This is a genomic window from Streptomyces fulvorobeus, assembly GCF_013167895.1.
Taxonomy (GTDB): Bacteria; Actinomycetota; Actinomycetes; order Streptomycetales; family Streptomycetaceae; genus Streptomyces; species Streptomyces fulvorobeus.
In genome coordinates, this window is sequence record NZ_BLWC01000001.1 from 4,157,075 (window position 1) to 4,182,695 (window position 25,621).

Sequence of the window (25,621 nt, forward strand, 5' to 3'; positions counted from 1 at the left end):
GCCCTGACCCGGGCTGTCCGCCCTCCCCACACCCCCCCACCACCGGCGGACGCGACCTCCTCCCGCGTCCGTCCGCCCCGCCCCGCCGCCGCTGGGCCGCCCCGCGTTCCGCCGGCGGTTCCCGCGCCCCGTTCCGGGTGTGCGCCGGCCGAGTAATGACTTAATACTGGCTGAATGTCGGCCGAATACCGCATTCGCGGATCAGGCCGGGAAGCCCCGGACGCGGCGGGCCCGTACCATTGGACTAGCCGTGGCGTGCCGCCCGGCGGGCGTACGAGGACTCGAGACCGACTGAGACGCCTGATCCCACGATCCGAGAGAAGCGCAAGCCACCCATGCCCACGCGCCACGACATCCGTAACGTAGCCATCGTCGCCCACGTCGACCACGGCAAGACCACGCTGGTCGACGCCATGCTCAAGCAGGCCGGCGCCTTCGCCGCGCACGCCGCGGAGCACCTCGACGATCGCATGATGGACTCGAACGACCTGGAGCGTGAGAAGGGCATCACGATCCTGGCCAAGAACACGGCCGTCAAGTACCACCCGAAGGATGGCGGCGACGTCATCACCATCAACATCATCGACACCCCGGGCCACGCCGACTTCGGCGGCGAGGTCGAGCGCGGTCTGTCGATGGTGGACGCGGTCGTACTGCTCGTCGATGCCTCCGAGGGCCCGCTCCCGCAGACCCGGTTCGTGCTCCGCAAGGCGCTCACCGCCAAGCTGCCGGTCATCCTCTGCATCAACAAGACCGACCGTCCGGACTCCCGGATCGCCGAGGTCATCGACGAGACGTACGACCTCTTCCTGGACCTGGACGCCGACGAGGACCAGATCGAGTTCCCGATCGTCTACGCCTGCGCCCGTGACGGCGTCGCCTCGCTGACGAAGCCGGAGGACGGTACGGTCCCGCCGGACAGCGACAGCCTGGAGCCGTTCTTCAGCACGATCCTCTCCGCGGTCCCGGCCCCGGAGTACGACGAGGACGCGCCCCTCCAGGCCCACGTCACCAACCTGGACGCCGACAACTTCCTCGGCCGTATCGCGCTCTGCCGTGTCGAACAGGGCGAGCTGCGCAAGGGCCAGACGGTCACCTGGATCAAGCGCGACGGCACGCAGTCCAACGTCCGCATCACCGAGCTGATGATGACCGAGGCGCTCACCCGCAGGCCGGCCGAGATGGCCGGCCCCGGCGACATCTGCGCCATCGCCGGTATCCCGGACATCATGATCGGCGAGACCCTCGCCGACCCCGAGAACCCGATCGCGCTGCCGCTGATCACGGTCGACGAGCCCGCCATCTCGATGACCATCGGTGCCAACACCTCGCCGCTGGTCGGCAAGGGGGCAAGGGCCACAAGGTCACCGCCCGGCAGATCAAGGACCGTCTGGAGCGCGAGCTCGTCGGTAACGTCTCGCTCCGCGTCCTGGAGACCGAGCGCCCGGACGCCTGGGAGGTGCAGGGCCGCGGTGAGCTCGCCCTGGCCATCCTCATCGAGACCATGCGCCGCGAGGGCTTCGAGCTGACGGTCGGCAAGCCGCAGGTGGTCACCAAGCAGATCGACGGCAAGACGCACGAGCCGATCGAGCGCATGACCATCGACTCGCCCGAGGAGCACCTCGGCGCCATCACGCAGCTGATGGCGACCCGCAAGGGCCGCATGGAGACGATGACGAACCACGGTTCGGGCTGGGTCCGCATGGAGTGGATCGTCCCGTCCCGCGGCCTCATCGGCTTCCGTACGGAGTTCCTGACCCAGACCCGCGGTACGGGCATCGCGCACTCCCTGTTCGAGGGCCACGAGCCGTGGTTCGGCGAGCTGCGCACCCGTCACAACGGCTCGCTGGTCGCCGACCGCTCGGGCACGGTGACGCCGTTCGCGATGGTCAACCTCCAGGAGCGCGGTGTCATCTTCACCGAGGCCGGCACCGAGGTCTACGAGGGCATGATCATCGGTGAGAACTCGCGCACCGACGACATGGACGTGAACATCACCAAGGAGAAGAAGCTCACCAACATGCGTGCGGCTTCCGCGGACACCACCGAGAACGTGGTGCCCGCGCGCAAGCTCTCCCTGGAGCAGTCCCTGGAGTTCTGCCGCGACGACGAGTGCATCGAGGTGACCCCGGAGACCGTGCGTATCCGCAAGGTCGTCCTGGACGCCAAGCAGCGCGGCCGCACCGCCTCGCGCGCCAAGAACGGCTGACACCCCGTCGTACGGCGGTGAGCCCGCCCTGACCCCGCTCACCTGTGACGTCGTCGGATCGGCCCGGCGAGCCGTCAGCACGAGACGCCGACAAGAGGTCCGGCCCCCGCAGAAACTGTGGGGGCCGGACCTTTCGTCAACCACTTTTCCTGACCGAGGTGTCCGGTTATCGGGCGTCGCTCTCCGGAACATGTGTTAACGGTCCGTTTCGGGGGTGTCTGTCTAAGATCAGTTTGTCCGGATTTCGGGCACACAGCCCCGAGTGATGTTGTCAAACCGAGACCCTTTAAGTGTGGTTTACAGCCTGGGCGTACCCAATAGTTGGCTCCATTGAGCTCGGGTCAATGGGTCACGCACTGTGGGGAGTGCCGACTCACGAGCACACTCGGGCACTGAATCGATCGCCGTCAGGGGTGTCGGTAGATCTCTCAGGTGCCCCTCTTGTAGTCAAAAGTGGACTCATGAGGAGGAAACCCATGCGCGGTGCCAAGAGCGCCAAGTGGGTCGCGGGAGCGGCAATCATCGCCCTGGCCGCGACTGCCTGTGGCGGCGGCGAGGACAGCAAGAGCAACGAAGGTGCCAAGGGTGCGGTCGACCCCGACGGCATCTTCTCCATCGAGGTCGGTGAGCCGCAGAACCCGCTGCAGCCGGCCAACACGATGGAGTCGAACGGCAGCATCGTCACCGACGCGATCTTCTCGCAGCTGGTCGACTACGACCCGGCCGGCAAGCTTGAGATGATCAACGCCGAGTCGGTCGACACCACGGACTCCAAGCTGTGGACGGTCAAGCTCAAGAAGGACTGGAAGTTCCACGACGGGACCCCGGTCACCTCCGAGTCCTACGTCAAGGCGTGGAACTGGGCCGCGAACATCACCAACGCGCAGACCAACGCGTCCTGGTTCGACGGGATCAAGGGCTACGCCGACGTGCACCCGGCGGAGGAGGGCGCGAAGCCGAAGGCCGACGCCATGTCCGGCCTGAAGATCGTGGACGACCACACGTTCACGATCGAGCTCGACGCCCCGCTGCCGTACTTCGCGTACAAGCTCGGCTACACGGTCTACTCCCCGCTCCCCGAGTCCTTCTACGCGGACCCGAAGGCGGCCGGCGAGAAGCCGGTCGGCAACGGCGCGTACAAGTTCGAGAGCTGGGACCACAAGAAGCAGATCAAGGTCGTCCGCAACGACGACTACAAGGGCCTCGACAAGGCGAAGAACGGTGGTGTGATCTTCAAGAACTACACCACCATCGAGACCGCCTACGAGGACCTGAAGTCGGGCAACGTCGACGTGCTCCGCCAGATCGGCCCGAAGGACCTCCCGGTCTACCGTGCCGACCTCGGTGACCGCGCCGTGGACAAGGCGTACTCCGCCATCCAGACGCTCGGTGTCGCGATGTACCAGAAGCAGTGGAAGGACACCGACCCCAAGGTCCTCCAGGGCCTGTCGATGGCCATCGACCGGGACACGATCACCAAGACGGTCCTCCAGGGCACCCGCGAGCCGGCCACCGGCTGGGTCGCCAAGGGCGTCCTCGGCTACCAGCCGAACGTCGCCGGTGACGTCACCAAGTACGACCCGGCGAAGGCCAAGGCCCTCATCAAGGAGGGTGGCGGTGTTCCGGGTAACAAGATCTTCATCCAGTTCAACGCCGACGGCGGCCACAAGGAATGGGTCGAGGCCGTCTGCAACAGCATCACCCAGGCGACCGGCGTCGAGTGCGCGGGCGACTCCAAGGCCGACTTCCAGGCCGACCTGGACGCCCGCGACGCCAAGCAGGTCAAGTCCTTCTACCGCGGTGGCTGGGTGCTCGACTACCCGGTGAACGCCAACTTCATCAGCGACCTGTTCCGTACGGGTGCGGCCGGCAACAACGGCTTCTTCTCGAACAAGGACCTCGACGCCAAGATCAAGGCCGCGGACACCGCGCCCTCGCTCGACGAGTCGGTCAAGGCGTACCAGGAGGTGGAGAAGGAGCTGGTCAACTACATGCCGACCATCCCGCTCTGGTACTACAAGGTCAACGCTGGTTACTCCGAGAAGGTCCAGAACGTCGACTACGCGCAGGACGGCGACCCGATCCTGACGCAGGTCGAGGTCAAGAAGTAACCACCGACGTAGTCCGCAGGCCGGTGACGGACCGAAACTGAACATCGGTTCTGCGACGCCAGCCTGCACGCAGTGGCCGGGGGCCCTTCCACGCCACCGACGACCCCACGAGGGAGCCGGTGACGGGGGAGGGCCCGTCGGCTGCGGCGTGCCACTTACATGGAGGCACCATGGGGCGCTATGTCGCACGACGACTGCTCCAGATGATCCCGGTCTTCATCGGGACAACTCTGCTGATCTTCCTGATGGTCTACACGCTGCCCGGCGACCCCGTGCGGGGGCTCTTCGGGGACAAGGGCGCGGACCCCGCGACCCTTGCCGCCATGCGGCACCAACTCGGCCTTGACCAGCCGATCCTGGTGCAGTACTGGGAGTACATGAAGGGCATCGTCCTTCACTTCGACTTCGGCACCCAGATCGCCAGCGGCCGGCCCGTCACCGACGTTCTCGGCGACGCGTTCCCGGTCACGCTGCGGCTCGCCGGGATGGCGTTCGTCATCGAGATCGTCCTCGGTCTCGGCCTCGGCATGGCCGCCGGTCTGCGCGCCGGCCGTCTCACCGACAACGTCGTCCTGGTCCTGACGCTGCTGATCATCTCCATCCCGGTCTTCGTGCTCGGCTTCATCGTCAAGTCGGTGTTCGCCTTCGAGCTCGGGTGGATCGCGCCGAACGTCTCCAACGACGCGACGTGGGGCGAGCTGGTCGCCCCGGCGATCGTCCTGGGCTCGCTCTCGCTGGCGTACGTGGCACGACTGACCCGCACGACGATGGCGGAGAACCTGCGCTCGGACTACATGCGCACGGCGGTCGCCAAGGGCCTTCCCCGGCGCCGTATCGTCGGCGTCCACCTGATGCGCAACTCGCTGATCCCGGTCATCACCTTCCTCGGCACCGACCTCGGCGCCCTGATGGGCGGCGCGGTCGTCACCGAGGGGCTCTTCAACGTGAAGGGCATCGGCGGCACCATCTTCGAGTCGATCGTCCGGCGCGAGGGCACCACCCTGGTCGGACTGGTCACCGTACTGGTGCTCGTCTACCTCTTCATGAGCCTTCTCGTCGACCTGCTGTACGCGGTCCTGGACCCGAGGATCCGGTATGCCTGACCTGACCAAGACCGCTCCCGTGCCCGACGAGACCAAGGCTCCGGTGGCGGACCCCTCCGCCGTCGTCAAGGCCGACAAGGCCCGCAGCCTGTGGGGCGACGCGTGGCAGGACCTGCGGCGCAACTGGTACTTCGTCATCTCCGCCGGCCTGATCGTGATCCTCCTTCTGATCACGGCGTTCCCGGGGCTGTTCACCAGTGCCTCGCCCACCACGGGCGACCTTGTGAACCACTTCCTGGGCAAGCCGGAGCTGAGCAAGATCGGTTCGCCGGAGTGGTTCGGTTACGACGGCCAGGGCCGCAGCGTCTACGCGCGTGTCATCTACGGCACCCGTGCCTCGGTGATCGTCGGGGTCGCGGTGACCCTCGCGGTGACCCTGTTCGGCGGCCTGATCGGCATGCTGTCCGGCTACTTCGGCGGCTGGATCGACGCGCTGCTCTCCGGATTCACCAACATCTTCCTCGGCCTGCCCTTCCTGCTCGGTGCGATGGTCGTCCTCCAGGCGTTCACCGACCGGTCGATCTGGGTCGTCGTCTTCGCCCTGGCGTTCCTGGGCTGGACCCAGATCGCGCGTGTCATGCGCGGCGCGGTGATCACCATCAAGCAGTCGGACTTCGTCCAGGCGGCCAGAGCGCTCGGCGCGAGCACGCCCCGCATCCTGTTCCGGCACATCCTGCCGAACGTCATGGCCCCGGTGATCGTGGTCGCGACCATCTCGCTCGGTGTGTACATCTCGGCGGAGGCGACCCTGTCCTACCTGGGTCTCGGCCTCGCCTCGCCGACCGTCTCCTGGGGTATGGACATCTCCGGTGGTTCGGCGCAGATCCGGGTGGCCCAGCACATCCTGATCTACCCGTCGATCATGCTCAGCATCACCGTTCTGGCGTTCATCATGCTCGGCGAAGCCGTCCGTAACGCCCTCGACCCGAAGACGCGATAAGGAGGGCGCACGTGACCACCATCGACAAGACCGCAGAAGTCCCGTCCGCGCGCTCGGGAGACGACCACGTCGGCCCGCTGCTCGAAGTCCGCGACCTGCACGTGGAGTTCCACACCCGCGACGGCGTCGCCAAGGCCGTCAACGGCGTCAACTACAGCGTGAACGCCGGTGAGACCCTCGCCGTCCTCGGCGAGTCGGGCTCCGGCAAGTCCGTGACGGCGCAGGCCGTCATGGGCATCCTCGACATGCCGCCGGGGAGGATTCCGCAGGGCGAGATCTTCTTCCGCGGCCAGGACATGCTCAAGATGTCCTACGAGGAGCGCCGCAGCATCCGTGGCCAGAAGATCGCGATGATCTTCCAGGACGCGCTGTCCTCGCTGAACCCGGTCCTCACCGTCGGCTACCAGCTCGGCGAGATGTTCCGGGTGCACCAGGGCCTGTCCAAGAAGGAGGCCAGGGCCAAGGCCATCGGCCTGATGGACCAGGTCAAGATCCCGGCCGCGGCGGCCCGTGTCTCGGACTACCCGCACCAGTTCTCCGGCGGTATGCGCCAGCGCATCATGATCGCCATGGCGCTGGCCCTGGAGCCGGACCTCATCATCGCGGACGAGCCGACCACGGCTCTGGACGTGACGGTGCAGGCGCAGGTCATGGACCTGCTCGCGGAGCTCCAGCGCGAGTACAACATGGGTCTGATCCTGATCACCCACGACCTCGGTGTGGTCGCGGACGTCGCCGACAAGATCGCCGTGATGTACGCGGGCCGGATCGTCGAGACCTCCCCGGTCCACGAGATCTACAAGCGCCCGGCGCACCCGTACACCAAGGGTCTGCTGGAGTCGATCCCGCGCCTGGACCAGAAGGGCCAGGAGCTCTTCGCCATCAAGGGCCTGCCGCCCAACCTGCTCAACGTGCCGTCGGGCTGTGCGTTCAACCCGCGCTGCGTCATGGCGCAGGACATCTGCCGTACGGACATCCCGCCCCTGCGCCCGGTGACCGAGCGGGACGGTACCGATCTGGTCGGCCGCGGCAGCGCCTGCCACTTCTGGAAGGAGACGATCCATGGCTGACATCGACAAGGAGCCCGTGGACGCCACCCCCAACGTCACCGAAGTGGCGACTGTGGACGCGGCCAGCGAGGCGGAGGCCGTAGCCGCCATCGACGCGCCCGTGTCGCAGGGCGAGCCCATCCTCCAGGTGCGCAACCTCGTCAAGCACTTCCCGCTGACCCAGGGCGTCCTGTTCAAGAAGCAGGTCGGCGCGGTCAAGGCCGTCGACGGGATCTCCTTCGACCTCTTCGCGGGCGAGACGCTCGGTATCGTGGGCGAGTCCGGCTGTGGGAAGTCCACGGTCGCCAAGCTCCTGATGACGCTGGAGCGGGCCACCGCGGGCGAGGTCTTCTACAAGGGCCAGGACATCACCAGGCTGTCGGGGCGTGCGCTGAAGGCGGTGCGCCGCAACATCCAGATGGTGTTCCAGGACCCGTACACCTCGCTGAACCCGCGGATGACGGTCGGTGACATCATCGGGGAGCCGTACGAGATCCACCCCGAGGTGGCCCCGAAGGGCGAGCGGCGCCGCAAGGTGCAGGACCTCCTGGACGTGGTGGGGCTCAACCCGGAGTACATCAACCGCTATCCGCACCAGTTCTCCGGCGGCCAGCGCCAGCGCATCGGCATCGCCCGCGGCCTCGCGCTCAACCCGGAGATCATCATCTGCGACGAGCCGGTCTCCGCGCTCGACGTGTCGGTCCAGGCCCAGGTCATCAACCTGATGGGGAAGCTCCAGGACGAGTTCAACCTCTCCTACCTCTTCATCGCGCACGACCTGTCGATCGTCCGGCACATCTCGGACCGGGTCGGTGTCATGTACCTCGGCAAGATGGCCGAGATCGGTACGGACGAGCAGATCTACGAGCACCCGACGCACCCCTACACCCAGGCGCTGCTGTCGGCCGTGCCGGTGCCCGACCCGGAGGCCCGTGAGGGCCGCGAGCGGATCATCCTCTCCGGTGACGTCCCCTCGCCGGCGAACCCGCCGTCCGGCTGCCGTTTCCGTACGCGGTGCTGGAAGGCCGAGGACAAGTGCGCCACGGAGATGCCGCTGCTGGCGGTCCCCGAGCGCTTCAAGGGCCTGGACTCCCCGGCCGCACATGAGTCGGCGTGTCACTTCGCCGAGGAGAAGGACGTCGTTCACGCGGCCTAGTTCCTCCGCTTTCTCCGCCGCCGGGCGGGCTCGGTCCTTCCGAGCCCGCCCGGCGGTTCTGTGCTGTCCGCCCGCCACCGATGGGCCTGTGCAACAGGCGACCGGCCGAGAAATGGGGTGATATAGGGCATTGAGTTGCTCGATGGATCTCTAGGAGGCACTTCATGCGCGGAGCCACCCAAGCCAAGTGGGCCGCCTGTGCGGTGGCCGTAGCCCTGGCGGCGACGGCCTGTGGCGGCGGGGACGACAGCGGTGGTGGCGGCAGTGGCGCCGACGGGATCGTGAGTTCCTCCTGGGGCGACCCGCAGAACCCGCTGGAGCCCGCGAACACCAACGAGGTGCAGGGCGGCAAGGTCCTCGACATGATCTTCCGCGGTCTCAAGAAGTACGACCCGAAGACCGGCGAGGCGCGGAACATGCTCGCCGAGAAGATCGAGACCACCGACTCCCAGAACTTCACGGTCACCCTGAAGGACGGCTGGACCTTCAGCAACGGCGAGAAGGTCACCGCCGCCTCCTTCGTGGACGCCTGGAACTACGGCGCCGCCCTGAAGAACAACCAGAAGAACGCCTTCTTCTTCGCGCAGATCGACGGGTACGACAAGGCCCACCCCGAGTCGGGGTCCGCCTCGACGGACAAGCTCTCCGGCCTCAAGGTCGTCGACGACAGGACGTTCACCGTCAGGCTCTCCCAGAAGTTCTCGCTCTGGCCGGACACCCTCGGCTACCCGGCCTTCGCACCGCTGCCCAAGGCGTTCTTCACGGACCACGACGCCTGGCTCGCCAAGCCGGTCGGCAACGGCCCGTACGCGATCGACAACTACGCCAAGGGCTCGGCGATGAACCTGCGCAGGTGGGACGAGTACCCGGGTACCGACAAGGCACGGAACGGCGGCATCGACCTCAAGGTCTACACCGACAACAACACCGCCTACACCGACCTGACGGCCGGCAACCTCGACCTCGTCGACGACGTGCCCGCCTCGCAGCTGAAGAACGTCAGCTCGGACCTCGGCGACCGCTACATCAACACCCCGGCCGGCATCATCCAGACCCTCGCCTTCCCGTTCTACGAGGCCGCGTGGGACACCCCGGAGGCCGCCAAGGTCCGCCAGGGGCTGTCGATGGCGATCAACCGCGAGCAGATCACCAGCCAGATCTTCCAGAAGACCCGGACCCCGGCCTCCGACTGGACCTCCCCGGTCCTCGGTGCGGAGGGCGGCTTCAAGAAGGGCCTGTGCGGCTCCTCGTGCGTCTACGACAAGGCCGCGGCGAAGAAGCTCATCGACGACAACGGCGGCATCCCCGGTGGACAGCTGAAGATCGCGTACAACGCGGACACCGGCTCCCACAAGGAGTGGGTCGACGCCGTCTGCAACAGCGTCAACAACGTCATGGGCGACAACGAGGCATGCGTGAGCAGCCCCGTCGGCACCTTCGCCGACTTCCGCAGCCAGGTCTCCCAGCAGAAGCTGAGCAGCGCGTGGCGGGCCGGCTGGCAGATGGACTACCCGCTGATCCAGAACTTCCTCCAGCCGCTCTACTACACCAACGCCTCGTCCAACGACGGCAAGTGGAGCGACAAGAAGTTCGACGGCCTCATCGACCAGGCCAACGCCGAGACGGACAAGGCCAAGGCGGTCTCCACGTTCCAGGAAGCGGAGAAGGTGATGGTCGAGCAGATGCCGGTCATCCCGCTCTGGTACCAGAACGGCAGCGCCGGCTACTCGGACCGGATCGGAAACGTCGCGCTCAACCCGTTCAGCGTCCCCGTGTACGACCAGATCACGGTCGGGTGAGCTGACGCGGCCAGGCCGGCCGGCGCGGACGACGCGCCGGCCGCCCGGCCCGTGACCCGCGTCGCCCGCCTGCTCGCCCCGACCCCCGGAGCCCCTCATGGGACGTTACGTGATCCGGCGGCTGCTGCAGATGATCCCCGTCTTCTTCGGCACCACGCTGTTGATCTTCCTCATGGTGAACGTGATGGGCGACCCCATCGCCGGCCTCTGCGGCGACCGCCGGTGCGACCCCGCCACAGCCGCCCAGCTGCGCGCCGAGTTCGGCCTCGACAAGCCGGTCTGGCAGCAGTACCTCACGTACATGGGCAACGTCTTCACCGGCGACTTCGGCACCGCGTTCAACGGGCAGAAGGTCACCGAACTGATGGCGACCGCCTTCCCCATCACGATCCGGCTCACCCTCATCGCGATCGTCTTCGAGATCGTCATCGGTATCAGCCTCGGCGTCGTCACGGGCCTGCGCCGGGGCCGCCCCGTCGACACCACGGTGCTCGTCCTGACGCTCGTCGTCATCTCGGTGCCGACGTTCGTCACCGGCCTGCTGCTCCAGCTCGTGCTGGGCGTCGAGTGGGGGATCATCAAGCCGTCCGTCTCCCCGCAGGCCCCGGTGAACGAACTGCTCGTCCCCGGCCTCGTCCTGGCGTCCGTCTCCCTCGCCTACGTCACCCGGCTCACCCGGACCTCGATCGCCGAGAACGCCCGCGCAGACTACGTGCGCACCGCCACGGCCAAGGGCCTGCCGCGCCGCCGGGTCGTCGTCAGGCACCTGCTGCGCAACTCCCTGATCCCCGTCGTCACCTTCATCGGTACGGACGTGGGCGCCCTCATGGGCGGGGCGATCGTCACCGAGCGGATCTTCAACATCCACGGCGTCGGGTTCCAGCTCTACCAGGGCATCCTGCGCCAGAACTCCCAGACGGTCGTCGGCTTCGTCACCATCCTGGTCCTCGTCTTCCTGGCGGCCAACCTGATCGTCGACCTCCTGTACGCCGTACTCGACCCGAGGATCCGCTATGCCTGAGCCGCTGTCATCGGACGGAGCGATCTCCCCGGCGGGAGCCGGTGGCGCCATGGACCTCGCGATGGCGGAGGGGGCCAGCCTGGAGAAGGCGCCGGGCGGGCCGCAGGGGACGGGCCCGGCGGGCAGGCCGCGCAGCCTGTGGTCCGACGCCTGGCGCGATCTGCGCCGCAACCCCGTCTTCATCATCTCCGGGCTGATCATCGTCTTCCTGGTAGTGATCTCGCTCTGGCCCTCACTCATCGCGAGCGGCGACCCGCTCCAGGCCGACCTGGACGACGCCCAGAAGGGCTCCGGGCCGGGGCACCCCTTCGGCTACGACCCCCAGGGCCGTGACGTCTACACCCGGGTCGTCCACGGCACCCGCACCTCGGTGACCGTCGGGGTCTGCGCCACCCTCGGCGTGGCCCTGCTGGGCAGCGTCCTCGGCGGTCTCGCCGGTTTCTTCGGCGGCTGGTGGGACTCGGTCCTGTCCCGGATCACCGACGTCTTCTTCGGCATCCCCGTGGTCCTCGGCGGCCTGGTCTTCCTCTCCGTGGTCACCAGCTCCACCGTCTGGCCCGTCGTCGGCTTCATCGTGCTGCTGGGCTGGCCGCAGATCGCCCGTATCGCCCGCGGCTCGGTGATCACCGCCAAGCAGAACGACTACGTCCAGGCGGCCCGCGCGCTCGGCGCCTCCAACTCCCGGATGATGCTGCGCCACATCACCCCCAACGCCGTCGCCCCGGTCATCGTCGTCGCGACGATCGCCCTGGGCACGTACATCGCGCTGGAGGCGACGCTCTCCTACCTCGGGGTCGGCCTCAAGCCGCCGGCCGTCTCCTGGGGCATCGACATCTCCGACGCGTCCCCGTACATCCGCAACGCCCCGCACATGCTGCTCTGGCCCGCCGGGGCGCTGGCGGTCACCGTGCTCGCGTTCATCATGCTCGGCGACGCGGTGCGCGACGCCCTCGACCCCAAGCTGCGCTGAGGAGTCCGCCGCCATGCTGCTCGAAGTGCGCGACCTGCACGTGGAGTTCCACACCCGTGAAGGGGTGGCCAAGGCCGTCAACGGGGTCAACTACTCGGTGGCCGAGGGGGAGACGCTCGCCGTGCTCGGGGAGTCCGGCTCGGGCAAGTCGGTCACCGCTCAGGCCGTCATGGGCATCCTCGACATGCCGCCGGGGAAGATCAGCGGCGGCGAGATCCTCTTCAAGGACCGCGATCTGCTGAAACTGAAGCCGGAGGAGCGGCGCAGGGTCCGCGGCCAGGAGATGGCCATGATCTTCCAGGACGCCCTGTCCTCGCTCAACCCGGTGATGACGGTGGGGGAGCAGCTCGGCGAGATGTTCACCGTGCACCGCGGGATGTCCCGCAAGGATGCCAGGACGAGGTCCGTCGAGCTGATGGACCGGGTCCGTATCCCGGCGGCCAAGGAGCGGGTGGGCAACTATCCGCACCAGTTCTCCGGCGGAATGCGCCAGCGCATCATGATCGCCATGGCGATGGCGCTGGAGCCCTCCCTGATCATCGCGGACGAGCCGACCACGGCCCTGGACGTGACGGTGCAGGCGCAGGTCATGGACCTGCTCGCGGAGCTCCAGCGCGAGCTGAACATGGGGCTGATCCTGATCACCCACGACCTCGGTGTGGTCGCGGACGTCGCCGACAAGATCGCCGTGATGTACGCGGGCCGGATCGTCGAGACCTCGCCCGTCCACGACATCTACCAGGCCCCGGCCCACCCGTACACCAAGGGCCTGCTGCGGTCGATCCCGCGCCTGGACCGCAAGGGCCGGGAGCTGTACGCGATCAGGGGCCTGCCGCCCAACCTGCTCCACATCCCGCCCGGCTGCGCCTTCCACCCGCGCTGTCCGATGGCCCAGGACGTCTGCCGCACCGACGTCCCGCCGCTGTACCGGGTGTCCGACGGCCGCCGGAGCGCCTGCCACTTCTGGAAGGAGACGCTCGATGCGCGCTGACCACTCCGGCGGACGCAAGCACGCCCGGGAGGAGGGCGAGGCGGCCGCCACCCAGCTCGCCACGGCACGGGCCGGGACGGCGTACGCGAACGGCGACCCGATCCTGGAGGTCCGCGACCTGGTCAAGCACTACCCGCTGACCCAGGGGGTCCTGTTCAAGAAGCAGGTCGGTGCCGTGAAGGCGGTGGACGGCGTCTCCTTCGACCTGTCGGCCGGCGAGACGCTCGGCATCGTGGGGGAGTCCGGCTGCGGCAAGTCGACCGTGGCGAGGATGCTGGTGCACCTGGAGCGGCCGACCGCGGGTGCCATCCGCTACAAGGGCGAGGACATCACCAGGCTGTCGGGGCGTGCGCTGAAGGCGGTGCGCCGCAACATCCAGATGGTGTTCCAGGACCCGTACACCTCGCTGAACCCGCGGATGACGGTCGGTGACATCATCGGGGAGCCGTACGAGATCCACCCCGAGGTGGCCCCGAAGGGCGAGCGGCGCCGCAAGGTGCAGGATCTCCTGGACGTGGTGGGGCTCAACCCGGAGTACATCAACCGCTATCCGCACCAGTTCTCCGGCGGCCAGCGCCAGCGCATCGGGATCGCCCGCGGCCTCGCGCTCAACCCGGAGATCATCGTCGCGGACGAGCCGGTCTCCGCGCTCGACGTGTCGGTCCAGGCCCAGGTCATCAACCTGCTGGACAGCCTCCAGAGCGAGTTCGGCCTGAGCTTCGTGTTCATCGCGCACGACCTGTCCATCGTCCGGCACATCTCGGACCGGGTCGGTGTCATGTACCTCGGCCGGATCGTGGAGATCGGCACCGACGAGCAGATCTACGAGCACCCCACCCACCCGTACACCCAGGCGCTGCTGTCTGCCGTCCCGGTGCCCGACCCGATGGCCCGCGAGTCCCGCGAGCGGATCATCCTCCACGGCGACGTCCCCTCACCCGCCAACCCGCCCTCGGGGTGCCGCTTCCGTACCCGGTGCTGGAAGGCGCAGGAGCGGTGCGCGCTGGAGGTGCCGCTGCTGGCGGTCCCGGCGGCCTTCCGGCTGGCGCCGGGCCCGGCGAGCCACGACTCCGCGTGCCACTTCGCCGAGGAGAAGCACGTGGTGGCTTCCCGAGAGGAGCGGGACACTCCCCGGGGAGAGGGGCGGGGGCCCGAGATCGAGGCGCCGGGCACCGCGGTCAGGAAACGGCCCCCGCACGACCCGGAAGCGCAGGGCGATATCCAGCCATAAGGGCGCGTCGGCGTCGTTTACACGGGGGCAACTCGGCTGTCGCGGCACCGATATACGAACGCTCCATCATGAACCGCGTACGGCCGTGCGGGTGCCGTGGACCGGCCGGGGCGATGTCCTGTCGCCCCGGCCGGTCGCCCCTTCCCCCGGGCACTCTTGTCCGTCGCCGGAGTGCGGGGGAGTATCGCTGGGGTGACACTCACACGGGGCGCGAGAATCACCGGGGCCCTCCTCTGCTGCGTGCTCGCGGTGCTGGTCGCGGGCTGGGTCGTGCGGGACCTCCGGGCCGTCGGTGAACCGCTCGCGCTGCTGCGCCACTGGGCGGGTCACGCCGACGCGCGGCAGGACGCGCCGCCCGCCACCTCGCGGAGCGACCCGGTCCTGTTCGTCGTGTACGTCCTCGCCGCGGTCGCCGCCCTGCGCTCGCCGGTGGCCGCGTCGGCGCTCGTCGCCACCGGCCTGGTCACGCTCCTGCTCCGGCTGCCCGGGGTCTGGACCGCCGGAGCGACCTGGATGGACGGGCGGTACGCGGACGAGCTCCGCACCAGGGCGCTGATCGCCACGTTCGTGGCGCTGGCCGCCGCGCTCGCCCTCCTGGTCACCGGAGCGGCCGGCCGCAGGCAGTCCGAGGACCCTGACGAACCGGGGCCCCCCAGGCCGGGCCAGGGGGCCTGCGCCGTCGCCTTCCTCATGCTGGGGGCGGCCGGTGCGGTGATGACCGCGTGGGAGATCCGCCGGCTGCTCACCTTCCCCGCCGGCTTCCGTACGGACTGGTTCATCGGCGGGCCGGACGTCCGGACGGCGCTGACCGACGCCCCTCCCGGCTGGACGAACGTGACGACCGCCGTGCTCTGCCTCGTGGTGGCCGTCAGCGCCCTCGTCCACGCGGTCCACTCCCGTACCCTCGGCATGATCGTGGCCGGATTCGTGGCCACGGCCGGTTCCACCGGCATCGCCCGGGCCCTGCGCCACCGGCTCCCGGAGCACTTCGGTGAGCTGGGGACCGAACTCCAGCTCACCCTGCTCACCTGGTGCTTCCTGGCCGTCGCGGGGGCCGCCTCGCTGATCGCCCTGGCCCGCAGGGGCTTCCAGGACGTGCCCTCCGGCCCGCGGCAGGGGTACGGCCACCCCTGGACCGGAGCGCCCGGTTACGGCTACCCGCGGGCCGGAGCGCCCGGGTACGGGTATCCACCGGGCAGCGCATCCGCACGGGGACCCGGACCCGGCTACGGGTACCCGGAGGGCGGCGGCGCCCCCGGACCGCCCCCGCCCTCGTCCCCGCCGCCCGGCTGGTGAGCCCTACGCGCCGCTCAGCCCCAGCGACCGCCTGAGGAAGTCGACCTGGAGCAGGAGCAGGTTCTCCGCCACCTGTTCCTGCGGAGTCATGTGCGTCACCCCGCTCAGCGGCAGCACCTCGTGGGGGCGCCCCGCCGAGAGCAGCGCCGAGGAGAGCCGGAGGGAGTGCGCGACCACCACGTTGTCGTCCCCGAGACCGTGGACGATCATCAGCGGCCGTGCCTGCCCGGCGGGTTCGGACAGCCCTTCGTCGGTCAGCAGGGAGTTGCGCGCGTAGATCTCGGGCCGTTCCGCGGGATCGCCGAGACAGCGCTCGGTGTAGTGGGTGTCGTACAGCCGCCAGTCGGTCACCGGCGCGCCGGCGATGGCCGCGTGGAAGACGTCGGGGCGCCGCAGCACCGCGAGGGCGGAGAGGTAGCCGCCGTACGACCAGCCGCGCATCGCGACCTTGGTGAGGTCCAGCGGGAAGCGTAGGGCGAGTGCGTGCAGCGCCTCGATCTGGTCGTCCAGAGTGAGGGGGAAGTTACCTTTGACCGCCTTCTCCCACCCGGGTGACCGGCCCGGCGCGCCCCGGCCGTCCGCGACGACCACGGCGAAGCCCTGGTCGGCGAACCACTGGGAGGTCAGGTGGGCGTTGTGCGCGGCGACCACGCGCCGGCCGTGCGGCCCACCGTAGGGGTCCATGAGGACCGGAAGTGGACCTTCCGATTCCTTGTAGCCCGTGGGGAGCAGCACGGCGCACGGAATCCGCCGTGCGCCCCCCTCGGTGAGCTGTACGTGGGCGGAGAGAACCGGCTCCTCCGCGTACGTCACCACCGTGGCGGCCGGCTCGCCGTCCCGCAGTATCAGAGCGGACCGTCCGGGCCGTTCAGGGCAGGCCGAGACGAGCACCGTGACCCCGCCCGAACGGACCGCCGTGTGCACACCCACCCCCTCGGAAACACGTTCGACGCCGAGCTCGTTGACCCGGTACACATGGCTCTCACCGGTCTCCGCCGCGGCAGCCTCCTCGCCCGCGGTCGCCGCGACCAGGACGTCCGACTCCCCGATGTCCAGCACCGCCTGAACGTGCAGCTGGGCCCCGGTCAGCAACCGGTCGCCGACGGCGAGCACCCGCGCCCCGCCCTCGTCGGCGATCCGCACGAGCCGGCCGTCCGGCGCCCACTCGGGCACCCCGGGGAAGAGATCCAGCCACACCTCGTCCTCGTCGGCATGGACCGTGCGGGTCGTGCCCTTCTCCGTGTCGACGGCCAGATGCAGCTGACTGCGCTGGTCACGGGCCTGCACCAGGAGCAGCGGTGCACCCGCTGACGACCAGTGCACCGCGGCCAGATACGGATAGCGCGCCCGGTCCCACACCACCTCCGTACGGGCCCCCTCGCGGTCCCCCTCCACGTCCATGAGGAACAGCCGCACCTCCGCGTTGGCCGTGCCCGCCGCCGGGTAGGCCGCCTCGGCTGGCTTGCGCCCGGGCTGCGCGGGATCGGCGATCCACCAGCGCTGTACGGCGCTGTCGTCGACCCTGGCGACCAGCAGCCGGTCCGAATCCGGGGACCACCAGAAGCCCCGGGAGCGCTGCATCTCCTCGGCCGCGACGAACTCCGCCAGACCGTACGAGACGTGCGCGTCCTCCGGTTCGGCGACCGCCCGGTCCCCGTCCCCGTCCGCGCCCACGACGCGCAGCGCCCCGCGTGCCACATAGGCGATGTGCCGGCCGTCGGGGGAGGGGCGGGGGTCGATCACCGGGCCCGGCACCGGCAGCGCCCGCGCCGCCCCGGCCCGCAGCCCGGCCACGTACACCTTCCCGGAGAGCGCGAACGCCGCCAGCTCGGCCGCAGCGTCCACCGCGTAGCCGACGACGCCGCCCGACCCCTCCCGGCTCCGCTCACGGCGGGCCCGCTCCTGGGGCGACAGCCGCTCCGCGGAACCACGCAGCAACGCCTCCGGATCGGCCGCGATCCGCTCCTCCCCGGTCGAGAGGTCCAGCACCCACAGCAGGTTCGTCCGGTCGGTGCCGGAGGCCGAGCGGAGGAAGATCACCCGCGTCCCGTCCGGGGAGACGGTGAACGCCCGGGGAGCGCCGAGGGTGAACCGCTGCGTCCGTGCGTACTGGCGGGGGAAAGAGAGCTTCTGCGAGGTCATGGCGTCGAACTTCAAGGGTCCGGGCGCCCGTGGCGCGGGTCCCGTGCGCCCCTCGTGCTGCCGTGCCCCGATCAATGCGTTGGGACGGATAGTTATGATCCGTAGCGCTCGGTGGGTAAGAACCTGCCGGCTCCCTGTGTGCCGCCCGTCCCGACCGTACTGATGGAGGTGAACCGCCGTGGCACTCTCGATTTCGGCGGTGGTGCTGCTGGCGATCGTCGTCTTCCTGCTGATCCGGAAATCCGGACTGAAGGGCGGACATGCGGTGGTCTGCATGTTGCTCGGGTTCTATCTCGCCAGCTCCTCGATCGCGCCCACCATCTCGGAGGTGACCTCGAACGTGGCAGGCATGATCGGGGGCATCAAGTTCTGACCCGTGGGGCGGTCGGTGAGTGCCGTCGCGGGCTCGTAGGGTGGTCCCCATGAAGGACCTCCCCGCCCGCCGTCTGCTCCTGGTGCACGCGCACCCGGACGACGAGTCGATCAACAACGGCGCCACCATGGCCAGGTACGCGGCCGAGGGCGCCCACGTCACCCTGGTGACGTGTACACGCGGCGAGGAGGGGGAGGTCATCCCGCCGGAGCTCGCCCACCTCGCCGCCGGCCGGGACGACACCCTGGGCGCCCATCGCGTCGGTGAACTCGCCGACGCGATGCGGGAGCTGGGCGTCACCGACCACCGCTTCCTGGGCGGCCCCGGCCGGTACCGCGACTCCGGGATGACGGGCACCGAGCAGAACCACCGGCCGGGCGCCTTCTGGGGCGCCCCGGTCGACGAGGCCGCAGGGCATCTCGTCGAGGTGATCCGCTCGGTGCGCCCCCAGGTCATGGTCACGTACGACCCCGAGGGCGGCTACGGGCACCCCGACCACATCCAGGCCCACCGCGTCGCGATGCGCGCCGCCGACCTGGCCGCCGACCCCGCGTACCGGCCCGCCTCCGGTGCGCCGCACACGATCGCGAAGATCTACTGGAACCGTGTACCGCGCGCCGTCGTGGAGGCAGGCTTCGCCCGGCTGCGGGCCGAGGCCCCTGCTGCCTTCCCGGGCGTCGCGGACGTCCAGGACGTGCCGGGCGTGGTCGGCGAGACGCTGATCACCGCGGAGATCGGCGGCTCGGACGCGGCGGCGGCGAAGACCGCCGCCATGCGGGCCCACGCCACCCAGATCGCCGTGGACGGCCCCTACTTCGCCCTCTCGAACGGCCTCGGTCAGCCCGTCCTCACCACCGAGTACTACCAGTTGGTCCGCGGCAGCGCCGAGCCCGGCGACGACGGACGCGAGCGCGACCTCTTCGCCGGCCTGCCGGCAGGGGCGGGCGCACCGGGAGCACAGGCATGAACAGCAGGCGCACACGGGCCTCCTCGCAGTCCCCGCGTAACGGCGCACCGCCCACGCGCCCCGCGCCCTCCGGTCTCGCGGCGCCGCTCAACCCTGCCCGGATCGCGGGCTACGTCGGCCTCGCGGCCCTCGGCGCTCTCGTGGCACTCGCGGGCACCCTCGTCCAGGCCGCCTGGTTCCCCGGCGGTCTGCTGGTCGCGCTTGCCGCCTGCGCCGGGCTCTTCTACGGCGGACGGGCGCTGACGGGCACGCAGTTCGGCGCGCTGGCCCCGGCCGCGGGCTGGCTCGTCACGGTGGCCGTGCTGCTCGGCGGCCGTCCCGAGGGTGACTACGTCTTCAGCGACGCCCTCGGTCTGGCTCTTTTTCTCCTTGGCGGAATGGGTGTCGCTGTGATCTGCGCCACCACCTCCCATCTGCCTCGATCGGCCGCCAACACCGGCCGACCCGGCCCCTGATGTGCTGCGTCCGATGCCGGGAGAACCCTCGCGGGTGTGACGCCGCGGTGCAGGTTTCGCCCGGTGAAGGAGTCTGCGGTGGCGTCGGCCAGTATGGTGGTGCGCGCGCCGAGCCGTCCCCTGGCCTGCGGCATGGGGGAAGTACGGGCGGCGGAGCCAATCGGGAGAACCTGCTTTGAGTCGTGAAACTGACAGTTCGTCCTCCGGGCCCCAGAGGCGCGGTGGAGCCGCGTATCCGTCGGGCACGCCGCCGTACGGATCCCGCCAGTATCCGTCGCAGGACGGTCCGGAGGTGACTCCGGAGCCTGCGGAGCCACCGCGGCCCGAGGAGCCCAGAACCGAGACGACCCTGACGACGCGCATCCGGATCAACATCCCGGGCTCTCGTCCCATCCCGCCTGTCGTGATGCGTACGCCGGTCGGTGAGGGTGACACCTCCGGCGGCCGTCCGGACGCCGAGCGCACGGGCGGCACACCGGGTCCCGGCGCCACCACGCCGCCCGCCGCCGGGAACGGCGCCGGGGGCGGTCCGGGCACGGACGGCCAGGGCGGCGCCGCCGCAGAGCCGTCCGCCGACAGGCCGGCCAGGGAGAAGAGCGGCAGCGACTGGTTCGCCCCGCGCAAGGCTCCGACGGCCACGTCGGCGGCCGCCTCCTCAGGCACGCCCGCCGAAGGCGCCGGCCCGGCGCCCGCGCCGCCCCGTCCCGACCTGCCGTACTTCTCGGACGCCTCGCAGGGCGCGGGCGGCCAGGGAGCCCCACGCCCGGGCGCCCCCGGCGCCTTCGACGGGCCGGGCGCCGAGACGCCTGGCGGCCCCGGCGGTCCGAACGGGCCCATGGGGCAGGGCGGCCCCGGAGCTCCGGGCGGCCCCCGGTCCACGCCGGACTTCGGCGTACGTACTCCGGGTCCCGCGGGTCCCACCGGTCCCACCACCGGCCCCGTGACCGGCAGTTCGCCCCTCACCCCGAACCTCGGCGCACCGCACGGCACGGGCGCGGGCGCCCCCGCGGGCCCCGGCCCGGCGTTCCCGGCCGGCCCCGGTGGCGCGCCGCCGCGGATGTCCGACGACACGACCATCCTCAGGGCGCAGCCGCCGGCCCCCGAGCCAGGACCGGCCGGCCATGTCTCCGGCGACACGCTGACCAGTGGCATCCCCGTCATCCCGGCGGACTCCCGCGCCGCGTTCCCGCCCGGTCCGGGCGGACCGGGCGGCGCGCGGACCGACGCGCCGACGGCTCTCGCCCCCGCGCCCAAGGCCGCCGCGCCCGCGAAGAAGAAGGGCCGTTCCAAGCTGGTCCTGCTCGGCGTGGGCGTGGTCGTGCTGGCCGGTCTCGCGTACGGAGCCGGCCTGCTGCTGAACCACTCCGAGGTGCCCAGGGGCACCACGGTCCTCGGCGTCGACATCGGCGGCGGGACCAAGGAGGAAGCGGTCACCAAGCTGGAGGCGGCTCTCGGCGAGCGGGCCGCCTCCCCGCTGAAGCTGTCCGTGGACGGCAAGACGGAGAAGCTCGTCCCGCAGAAGGCCGGGCTCACCCTGGACAGCCAGGAGACCGTCCGCGAGGCGGCGGGCAGCGACTACAACCCGGTCTCGGTGATCGGCTCCCTCTTCGGAGGAGCGCGCCCGGCCGACCCGGTGATCCCCGTGGACGAGGAGAAGCTGGGCGTCGCGCTGACCGACCTGGCGGGCATCTCCGGTACGGCCCAGGACGGCACGATCAGGTTCGAGCCGAACAAGGCCGTCGCGGTCCCCGGCAAGACCGGCAAGACGCTGGACGTCAACCAGTCGTTGATCTCCGTACGCGACGCCTACCGCGCCCAGGTCCAGACCGGCAACGCGGGAGTCGTCGAGCTGCCCGTCGCCAGCCGTGAACCCAGCATCAGCCAGGCCGAACTGGACCGGGCGATGAAGGAGTTCGCCGAGCCCGCGATGTCCGGCCTCATCACGATCAAGGCCGGACCCAAACAGATCCAGTTCGGTCCGGCCCGGTCCCTGCCGCAGATCCTGTCGATGAAGGCGGTCGACGGCCGGCTGGTCGACTCGTACGACAAGCAGGCGATCGAGACGCTGCTCGACGGTGTCTTCGACGGTGTCATGGCGGTCAAGGGCGACGGCAAGAAGTACCCCGTCAGCGCGGACGACGTGGCACAGGCCATGAAGACCGCGCTGATCGGCAGGACGGACGCCGAGCGGACCGTGACGATCGATCTGACCGGCAACGGCTGACCGGTCCCGCGGCACCCGTACGAGCGCCCCCGGCCGGATCTCCGGCCGGGGGCGCCTCCGTGCCACGGGTGGGGCAGCCTTCGGGGTCCGCATCCGGTGAAGGAGGCCCCATGGCGAGCAGGTGGACCCTGACGTTCGACTGCGCCCGGCCGGCCGAGCGGGCCAGGTTCTGGGCGTCGGCGCTGGGGTATGCCGAGAAGCCCCCGCCGGCCGGGTTCGCCGACTGGCACGCCTGGTTCGCCCACCACGGCACTCCGGAGGACGACTGGGACGACGGCGCCTACCTGGCCGATCCGGAGGGGACGGGCCCCGGCATCTCCTTCCTGAAGGTGCCTGAGCCCAAGGCGGTGAAGAACCGCCTGCACCTGGACGTGCAGGCCGGAGGCGGCCGTGATCCGCGAGCACGAGGCGGGGGGCAGGCCCGACCACGTGGAGATGGCGGACCCGGAGGGACATAAGTTCTGCGTGGTCTGAGCGGAGCCCCGCCGCACGCCGGGAGCGGGGCGGGGCGGGCTACCGGGTCGTGGAGACGTAGGCGAAGAGGGCCACGACGCCCACGGCGCAGACGATGACCACCCAGGAAGTGAAGCTGGTGCGCCTGGCCCAGCGAGCCGTGCGTCCCCTGCCCCCCTCGCGTCCCCTGCCCGGGTCCCGACCGGACCGGCCGGACCGGCCGGCCTGGGCCCGTACCGGCCGGCCCGGCTCGGCGGCCGCGTCGGCCAGCAACCGGCGGCAGACGGCGGCCAGTTCGCCCGTTCCGGCGTCTAGGCTCACGATCTGCTCCGAGCGCGCCGGGGCGGTGGTCCCCCCTTCGAGGATGCGGCCGACCCGGACCAGGGCCTCGTTCCGGCCCCCGGTGGGCGCGAGACTGATCCACCGCTCGACGTGCTCGCCGCGGATGACGAATCCCCCGCCGCGCTCCCGGTACACGGTGTGCTCCCGCCACAGGAATCCGGCCAACTCCGTGGCGGTCTGCCTGAGTTCCGTATACACGCCCTCCCCCTCCGCAGTGCCCCAGATTCGAACAAGCACATGACTCTAGCCATATGGGCACGCCATGGCGGTGCCGGGGCGGACGCCGTCGAGCCCGCCCGTACGGTCAACGGCCCGGGTGCCGCCCCGAGGACGTCTGGGGCACGGCCGCCGAGACGGATGGTGGCCGGCGGGTGCCGTCGTGCACACGGCCCCGGCGGCGTCCTCCTAGTTCAGCCGGGCCCGCGCCGCGTGGGCACGGCGCCTGACCGCCTCGGCCGTGGCCGGCTCGACCACCTCGACGACCTCCGCGTAGGCGTCCATCTCCGCCGCCCCGCGCAGGAACTCCCCGCGCTGGACGAGGAGCTGGGCGCGCTCGTAGCGCAGTCTCGCCGGATGGGAGGGCAGCAGCAGGGACAGGTCCAGGGCCCACAGCGCCACGTCCGTGCGCTCGGGGCGGGCCGCCGCCCAGGCCCGTACGTTGTTCAGGATGCGCAGCACGACCTCCAGGGGCCTGGCAGGCACCAGCATCGAAGGCTCCAGCGACGCTCCGGTCGCCCCGGCCACCAGCAGCTCCGCCTCCTGCCCGGTCAGCGGCGCACCACCGGCGAACGGGTCGGCCAGCACCCGTTCGTCCGGATCACCGAAACCGATCACGAAATGGCCGGGCAGAGCCGCCCCGTACACCGGGGCGCCCGCCCTCCTGGCGACCTCGATCCAGACCACCGAGAGGAGGATCGGCAGCCCGCGCCGCCGGCGCAGCACGTGCTGGAGCACCGAGGACTCCAGCCGCTCGTAGTCGTGTGCCGAACCGGCGAAGCCGCAGCTCTCCCCGAGCAGTCCGGCGAGCGCCGTCGCCCAGGAGCGGGCGTCGCGCGCGCCGTAGGGGAGCAGCCCGGCCAGCCGGTCCAGTTCGATCTGCGCCGCGTCGATCCCGTACGGATCGGGGTGGGTGGAGTCCACCTCCGCCACGGGGAGCGCCTCCGCGCCCAGCAGCAGGCAGAGCAGCGCCAGATCCGGCCGCTCGGCCCTGGCCTCGTCGGCGAACCGCCCGCGCGCTCCGCCCCCGTCAGCTCCCTGAGCGCTCATGGCCGCCCCGCATCCCGCCCGGCCGCCCGGAAGTGGTGGTAGCGGTGATGGGCGGCGAATCCCATGCCGTCGTACAGCGCACCGGCCGCGCCGTTGTCCGACTCCACCTGGAGCCAGGCCGCCGACGCCCCCTCGTCCAGCGCCCTGCGGGCCAGCGCGGTCATCACGGCCGTGGCGAGCCCCTGGCGCCGGTGACCCTGCCCCACCTCGACCGCCATGAATCCGGCCCAGCGGCCGTCCACCACGCACCGTCCGACCGCCGCCGGGGTGCCGCCTTCCGCGTCGCCCGGCACCGACGCGAACCACACGGAGGGACCGCCGCGCAGGACCGTGAGCAGTTCGGGCCCCGGGGTCCGGGACCGCTGGTACCCGGACAGCCAGGCCGCGTCGATGTCGCGGCTCAGCCGGACCCGCCCGGTGTCCGCGTCCCGGTCGCCGAGGGGCGCCAGCGCGGCCAGCCGTACCTCGGCGGACACCTCGCGCTGCCAGCCGCGCCGCTCCAGTTCCGCGCAGAGCCGTTCCTGCGTGCCCTCGGCGCCGGTCGCCGTCTGGACGTACGCGGGCAGCCCGCGGTCCCCGTACCACCGCCGGACCCGGTCGAGCGCCTCGTCGAGCGGCAGGCCCGGCTCGCCCAGGGGGAGCACGGAGTTGGCCCGTCGGGTGAATCCGTTCGCGGCGCGCAGCCGCCAGTCGCCCAGTGGTTCGCTCTCCACCGGCTGCCAGGCGCGCGCGGTGATCCGGGCCAGCTCGTCGAAGGAGGCGGCCGGGCCGCGGCGGCGGGCCGGGGCGGCCGGAACGACTTTCCCGGCCGCCAGGGAGGTTTCCGCGATGTGGACGGTTTCTCCGCTCTTCGGTGTGATCGTCACCACATGGTCATCCCATGATGTGAGAACCCCGACCGTGTCGGTGAACTTCGAGCCGACTCCGGGTCCGTCCGACCATCTGCGCACGGATACGCGTTTTCCCACGTCAGCGGGGGTGATGCGGACCTCAAGCCGTCCGCCCATGGTGAATTCCACAGCTGTGTCCGCCCCTCCTGTTCGGATCGTGCCCGGGAACGGAGATACTAGGTGCGGGCATCGACGACGCCGCGCTCCCGCGCGAGAGCCAACGCCCTACCGAGGAGGAACGACAGCGTGACCTACGTCATCGCGCAGCCTTGTGTCGACGTGAAGGACAAGGCCTGCATCGAAGAGTGCCCCGTCGACTGTATCTACGAGGGCCAGCGGTCCTTGTACATCCACCCGGACGAATGCGTCGACTGCGGAGCGTGTGAGCCGGTCTGCCCGGTCGAAGCCATCTTCTACGAGGACGACACCCCCGAGGAGTGGAAGGACTACTACAAGGCCAACGTGGAGTTCTTCGACGACCTCGGCTCGCCCGGTGGCGCCTCCAAGCTCGGTCTCATCGAGCGCGACCACGCGTTCATCGCCGCACTGCCGCCGCAGAACGGCTGAGCAGCGACCGCACAGGCGCCACCCGGTCCCGTACGGCTCGTCACCGTGCGGGACCGCGGCGTTTCC

General features: G+C 70.3%; 21 protein-coding genes and 1 pseudogene. 18 read left to right on the plus strand and 4 right to left on the minus strand.

Translation table 11 applies throughout. The annotated features are described in order from the left end of the window. Positions 1 to 335 precede the first annotated feature (335 nt). From typA to Sfulv_RS18975, 12 genes and pseudogenes are all read left to right on the plus strand, one after another. Positions 336 to 2,209 (plus strand): annotated as a pseudogene (typA, locus tag Sfulv_RS18920) (translational GTPase TypA). Between the two features lie 476 nt (positions 2,210 to 2,685). Continuing rightward, complete coding sequence (locus Sfulv_RS18925; protein WP_173315625.1) at positions 2,686 to 4,320, plus strand: peptide ABC transporter substrate-binding protein; 1,635 nt, start codon at positions 2,686 to 2,688, stop codon at positions 4,318 to 4,320. 170 nt (positions 4,321 to 4,490) lie between these two features. Then, entirely contained in the window at positions 4,491 to 5,423 is a 933-nt protein-coding gene (locus Sfulv_RS18930) for an ABC transporter permease (protein ID WP_173315627.1), read from the plus strand. Then, complete coding sequence (locus Sfulv_RS18935) at positions 5,416 to 6,363, plus strand: ABC transporter permease (RefSeq protein ID WP_173315629.1); 948 nt, start codon at positions 5,416 to 5,418, stop codon at positions 6,361 to 6,363. The genes Sfulv_RS18930 and Sfulv_RS18935 overlap by 8 nt, the downstream gene beginning before the upstream one ends. An 11-nt stretch (positions 6,364 to 6,374) precedes the next feature. Continuing rightward, positions 6,375 to 7,433: an ABC transporter ATP-binding protein gene (locus tag Sfulv_RS18940; protein ID WP_173315631.1), complete on the plus strand. Its 1,059-nt coding sequence runs from the start codon at positions 6,375 to 6,377 to the stop codon at positions 7,431 to 7,433. Beyond that, entirely contained in the window at positions 7,426 to 8,568 is a 1,143-nt protein-coding gene (locus Sfulv_RS18945) for an ABC transporter ATP-binding protein (protein WP_173315633.1), read from the plus strand. The genes Sfulv_RS18940 and Sfulv_RS18945 overlap by 8 nt, the downstream gene beginning before the upstream one ends. Before the next feature lie 164 nt (positions 8,569 to 8,732). Then, a complete protein-coding gene (locus Sfulv_RS18950) occupies positions 8,733 to 10,367 on the plus strand; it encodes a peptide ABC transporter substrate-binding protein (RefSeq protein WP_173315635.1) in 1,635 nt (544 codons plus the stop codon). A gap of 97 nt (positions 10,368 to 10,464) precedes the next feature. Further along, entirely contained in the window at positions 10,465 to 11,388 is a 924-nt protein-coding gene (locus tag Sfulv_RS18955; RefSeq protein ID WP_173315637.1) for an ABC transporter permease, read from the plus strand. Further along, on the plus strand, positions 11,381 to 12,358 hold the full coding sequence (locus tag Sfulv_RS18960; protein ID WP_173315639.1) for an ABC transporter permease: 978 nt from the start codon (positions 11,381 to 11,383) through the stop codon (positions 12,356 to 12,358). The genes Sfulv_RS18955 and Sfulv_RS18960 overlap by 8 nt, the downstream gene beginning before the upstream one ends. A 13-nt stretch (positions 12,359 to 12,371) precedes the next feature. Next, the gene (locus tag Sfulv_RS18965; RefSeq protein WP_173315641.1) at positions 12,372 to 13,349 is read left to right on the plus strand and encodes an ABC transporter ATP-binding protein; all 978 of its coding nucleotides are present in this window, start codon (positions 12,372 to 12,374) and stop codon (positions 13,347 to 13,349) included. Further along, positions 13,339 to 14,580, plus strand: coding sequence for an ABC transporter ATP-binding protein (locus Sfulv_RS18970; RefSeq protein WP_173315643.1), 1,242 nt, complete (start codon positions 13,339 to 13,341; stop codon positions 14,578 to 14,580). Before Sfulv_RS18965 ends, Sfulv_RS18970 begins: the two co-directional genes overlap by 11 nt. A gap of 192 nt (positions 14,581 to 14,772) precedes the next feature. Continuing rightward, positions 14,773 to 15,876, plus strand: a complete 1,104-nt coding sequence (locus tag Sfulv_RS18975; RefSeq protein ID WP_173315645.1) for a hypothetical protein — start codon at positions 14,773 to 14,775, stop codon at positions 15,874 to 15,876. Positions 15,877 to 15,879: 3 nt separating this feature from the next. Here Sfulv_RS18975 and Sfulv_RS18980 read toward each other — a convergent pair whose 3' ends face one another. Next, positions 15,880 to 18,018: a S9 family peptidase gene (locus Sfulv_RS18980; protein ID WP_173315647.1), complete on the minus strand. Its 2,139-nt coding sequence runs from the start codon at positions 18,016 to 18,018 to the stop codon at positions 15,880 to 15,882. Between the two features lie 178 nt (positions 18,019 to 18,196). Between Sfulv_RS18980 and Sfulv_RS18985 the strand changes: the two genes are divergently transcribed. From Sfulv_RS18985 to Sfulv_RS19005, 5 genes are all read left to right on the plus strand, one after another. Next, a complete protein-coding gene (locus Sfulv_RS18985; RefSeq protein WP_014154257.1) occupies positions 18,197 to 18,391 on the plus strand; it encodes a hypothetical protein in 195 nt (64 codons plus the stop codon). Positions 18,392 to 18,440: 49 nt separating this feature from the next. Then, positions 18,441 to 19,358 (plus strand): N-acetyl-1-D-myo-inositol-2-amino-2-deoxy-alpha-D-glucopyranoside deacetylase, encoded by a 918-nt coding sequence (mshB, locus tag Sfulv_RS18990; protein ID WP_173315649.1) that lies wholly within the window; start codon positions 18,441 to 18,443, stop codon positions 19,356 to 19,358. Further along, positions 19,355 to 19,813 (plus strand): DUF6113 family protein, encoded by a 459-nt coding sequence (locus tag Sfulv_RS18995; protein ID WP_173315651.1) that lies wholly within the window; start codon positions 19,355 to 19,357, stop codon positions 19,811 to 19,813. Before mshB ends, Sfulv_RS18995 begins: the two co-directional genes overlap by 4 nt. A gap of 175 nt (positions 19,814 to 19,988) precedes the next feature. Further along, positions 19,989 to 22,037, plus strand: a complete 2,049-nt coding sequence (locus Sfulv_RS19000) for a peptidoglycan binding domain-containing protein (RefSeq protein ID WP_173315653.1) — start codon at positions 19,989 to 19,991, stop codon at positions 22,035 to 22,037. 110 nt (positions 22,038 to 22,147) lie between these two features. Next, positions 22,148 to 22,495: a VOC family protein gene (locus Sfulv_RS19005; protein WP_371874685.1), complete on the plus strand. Its 348-nt coding sequence runs from the start codon at positions 22,148 to 22,150 to the stop codon at positions 22,493 to 22,495. Between the two features lie 55 nt (positions 22,496 to 22,550). Here the strand turns inward: Sfulv_RS19005 and Sfulv_RS19010 are convergent, their stop codons facing one another. The 3 genes from Sfulv_RS19010 to Sfulv_RS19020 all read right to left on the minus strand — a co-directional run bounded on the left by Sfulv_RS19010 (position 22,551) and on the right by Sfulv_RS19020 (position 25,117). Then, positions 22,551 to 23,030, minus strand: coding sequence for a hypothetical protein (locus Sfulv_RS19010; RefSeq protein WP_173315655.1), 480 nt, complete (start codon positions 23,028 to 23,030; stop codon positions 22,551 to 22,553). Between the two features lie 207 nt (positions 23,031 to 23,237). After that, the gene (locus Sfulv_RS19015) at positions 23,238 to 24,098 is read right to left on the minus strand and encodes a transglutaminase-like domain-containing protein (RefSeq protein ID WP_173315658.1); all 861 of its coding nucleotides are present in this window, start codon (positions 24,096 to 24,098) and stop codon (positions 23,238 to 23,240) included. Then, positions 24,095 to 25,117: a GNAT family N-acetyltransferase gene (locus tag Sfulv_RS19020; protein WP_173315660.1), complete on the minus strand. Its 1,023-nt coding sequence runs from the start codon at positions 25,115 to 25,117 to the stop codon at positions 24,095 to 24,097. The genes Sfulv_RS19015 and Sfulv_RS19020 overlap by 4 nt, the downstream gene beginning before the upstream one ends. A 117-nt stretch (positions 25,118 to 25,234) precedes the next feature. On the opposite strand from Sfulv_RS19020, the gene fdxA reads away from it, so the two are divergent. Beyond that, positions 25,235 to 25,555 (plus strand): ferredoxin, encoded by a 321-nt coding sequence (gene fdxA / locus Sfulv_RS19025; RefSeq protein WP_156692533.1) that lies wholly within the window; start codon positions 25,235 to 25,237, stop codon positions 25,553 to 25,555. Positions 25,556 to 25,621 lie beyond the last annotated feature (66 nt).

Coding starts and splice junctions, on each gene's coding strand:
- Sfulv_RS18925 (WP_173315625.1), top strand. CDS start 2,686: ATGCGCGGTGCCAAGAGCGCCAAGTGGGTCGCGGGAGCGGCAATCATC.
- Sfulv_RS18930 (WP_173315627.1), top strand. CDS start 4,491: ATGGGGCGCTATGTCGCACGACGACTGCTCCAGATGATCCCGGTCTTC.
- Sfulv_RS18935 (WP_173315629.1), top strand. CDS start 5,416: ATGCCTGACCTGACCAAGACCGCTCCCGTGCCCGACGAGACCAAGGCT.
- Sfulv_RS18945 (WP_173315633.1), top strand. CDS start 7,426: ATGGCTGACATCGACAAGGAGCCCGTGGACGCCACCCCCAACGTCACC.
- Sfulv_RS18950 (WP_173315635.1), top strand. CDS start 8,733: ATGCGCGGAGCCACCCAAGCCAAGTGGGCCGCCTGTGCGGTGGCCGTA.
- Sfulv_RS18955 (WP_173315637.1), top strand. CDS start 10,465: ATGGGACGTTACGTGATCCGGCGGCTGCTGCAGATGATCCCCGTCTTC.
- Sfulv_RS18960 (WP_173315639.1), top strand. CDS start 11,381: ATGCCTGAGCCGCTGTCATCGGACGGAGCGATCTCCCCGGCGGGAGCC.
- Sfulv_RS18965 (WP_173315641.1), top strand. CDS start 12,372: ATGCTGCTCGAAGTGCGCGACCTGCACGTGGAGTTCCACACCCGTGAA.
- Sfulv_RS18970 (WP_173315643.1), top strand. CDS start 13,339: ATGCGCGCTGACCACTCCGGCGGACGCAAGCACGCCCGGGAGGAGGGC.
- Sfulv_RS18980 (WP_173315647.1), bottom strand. CDS start 18,018: ATGACCTCGCAGAAGCTCTCTTTCCCCCGCCAGTACGCACGGACGCAG.
- mshB (WP_173315649.1), top strand. CDS start 18,441: ATGAAGGACCTCCCCGCCCGCCGTCTGCTCCTGGTGCACGCGCACCCG.
- Sfulv_RS18995 (WP_173315651.1), top strand. CDS start 19,355: ATGAACAGCAGGCGCACACGGGCCTCCTCGCAGTCCCCGCGTAACGGC.
- Sfulv_RS19005 (WP_371874685.1), top strand. CDS start 22,148: ATGGCGAGCAGGTGGACCCTGACGTTCGACTGCGCCCGGCCGGCCGAG.
- Sfulv_RS19015 (WP_173315658.1), bottom strand. CDS start 24,098: ATGAGCGCTCAGGGAGCTGACGGGGGCGGAGCGCGCGGGCGGTTCGCC.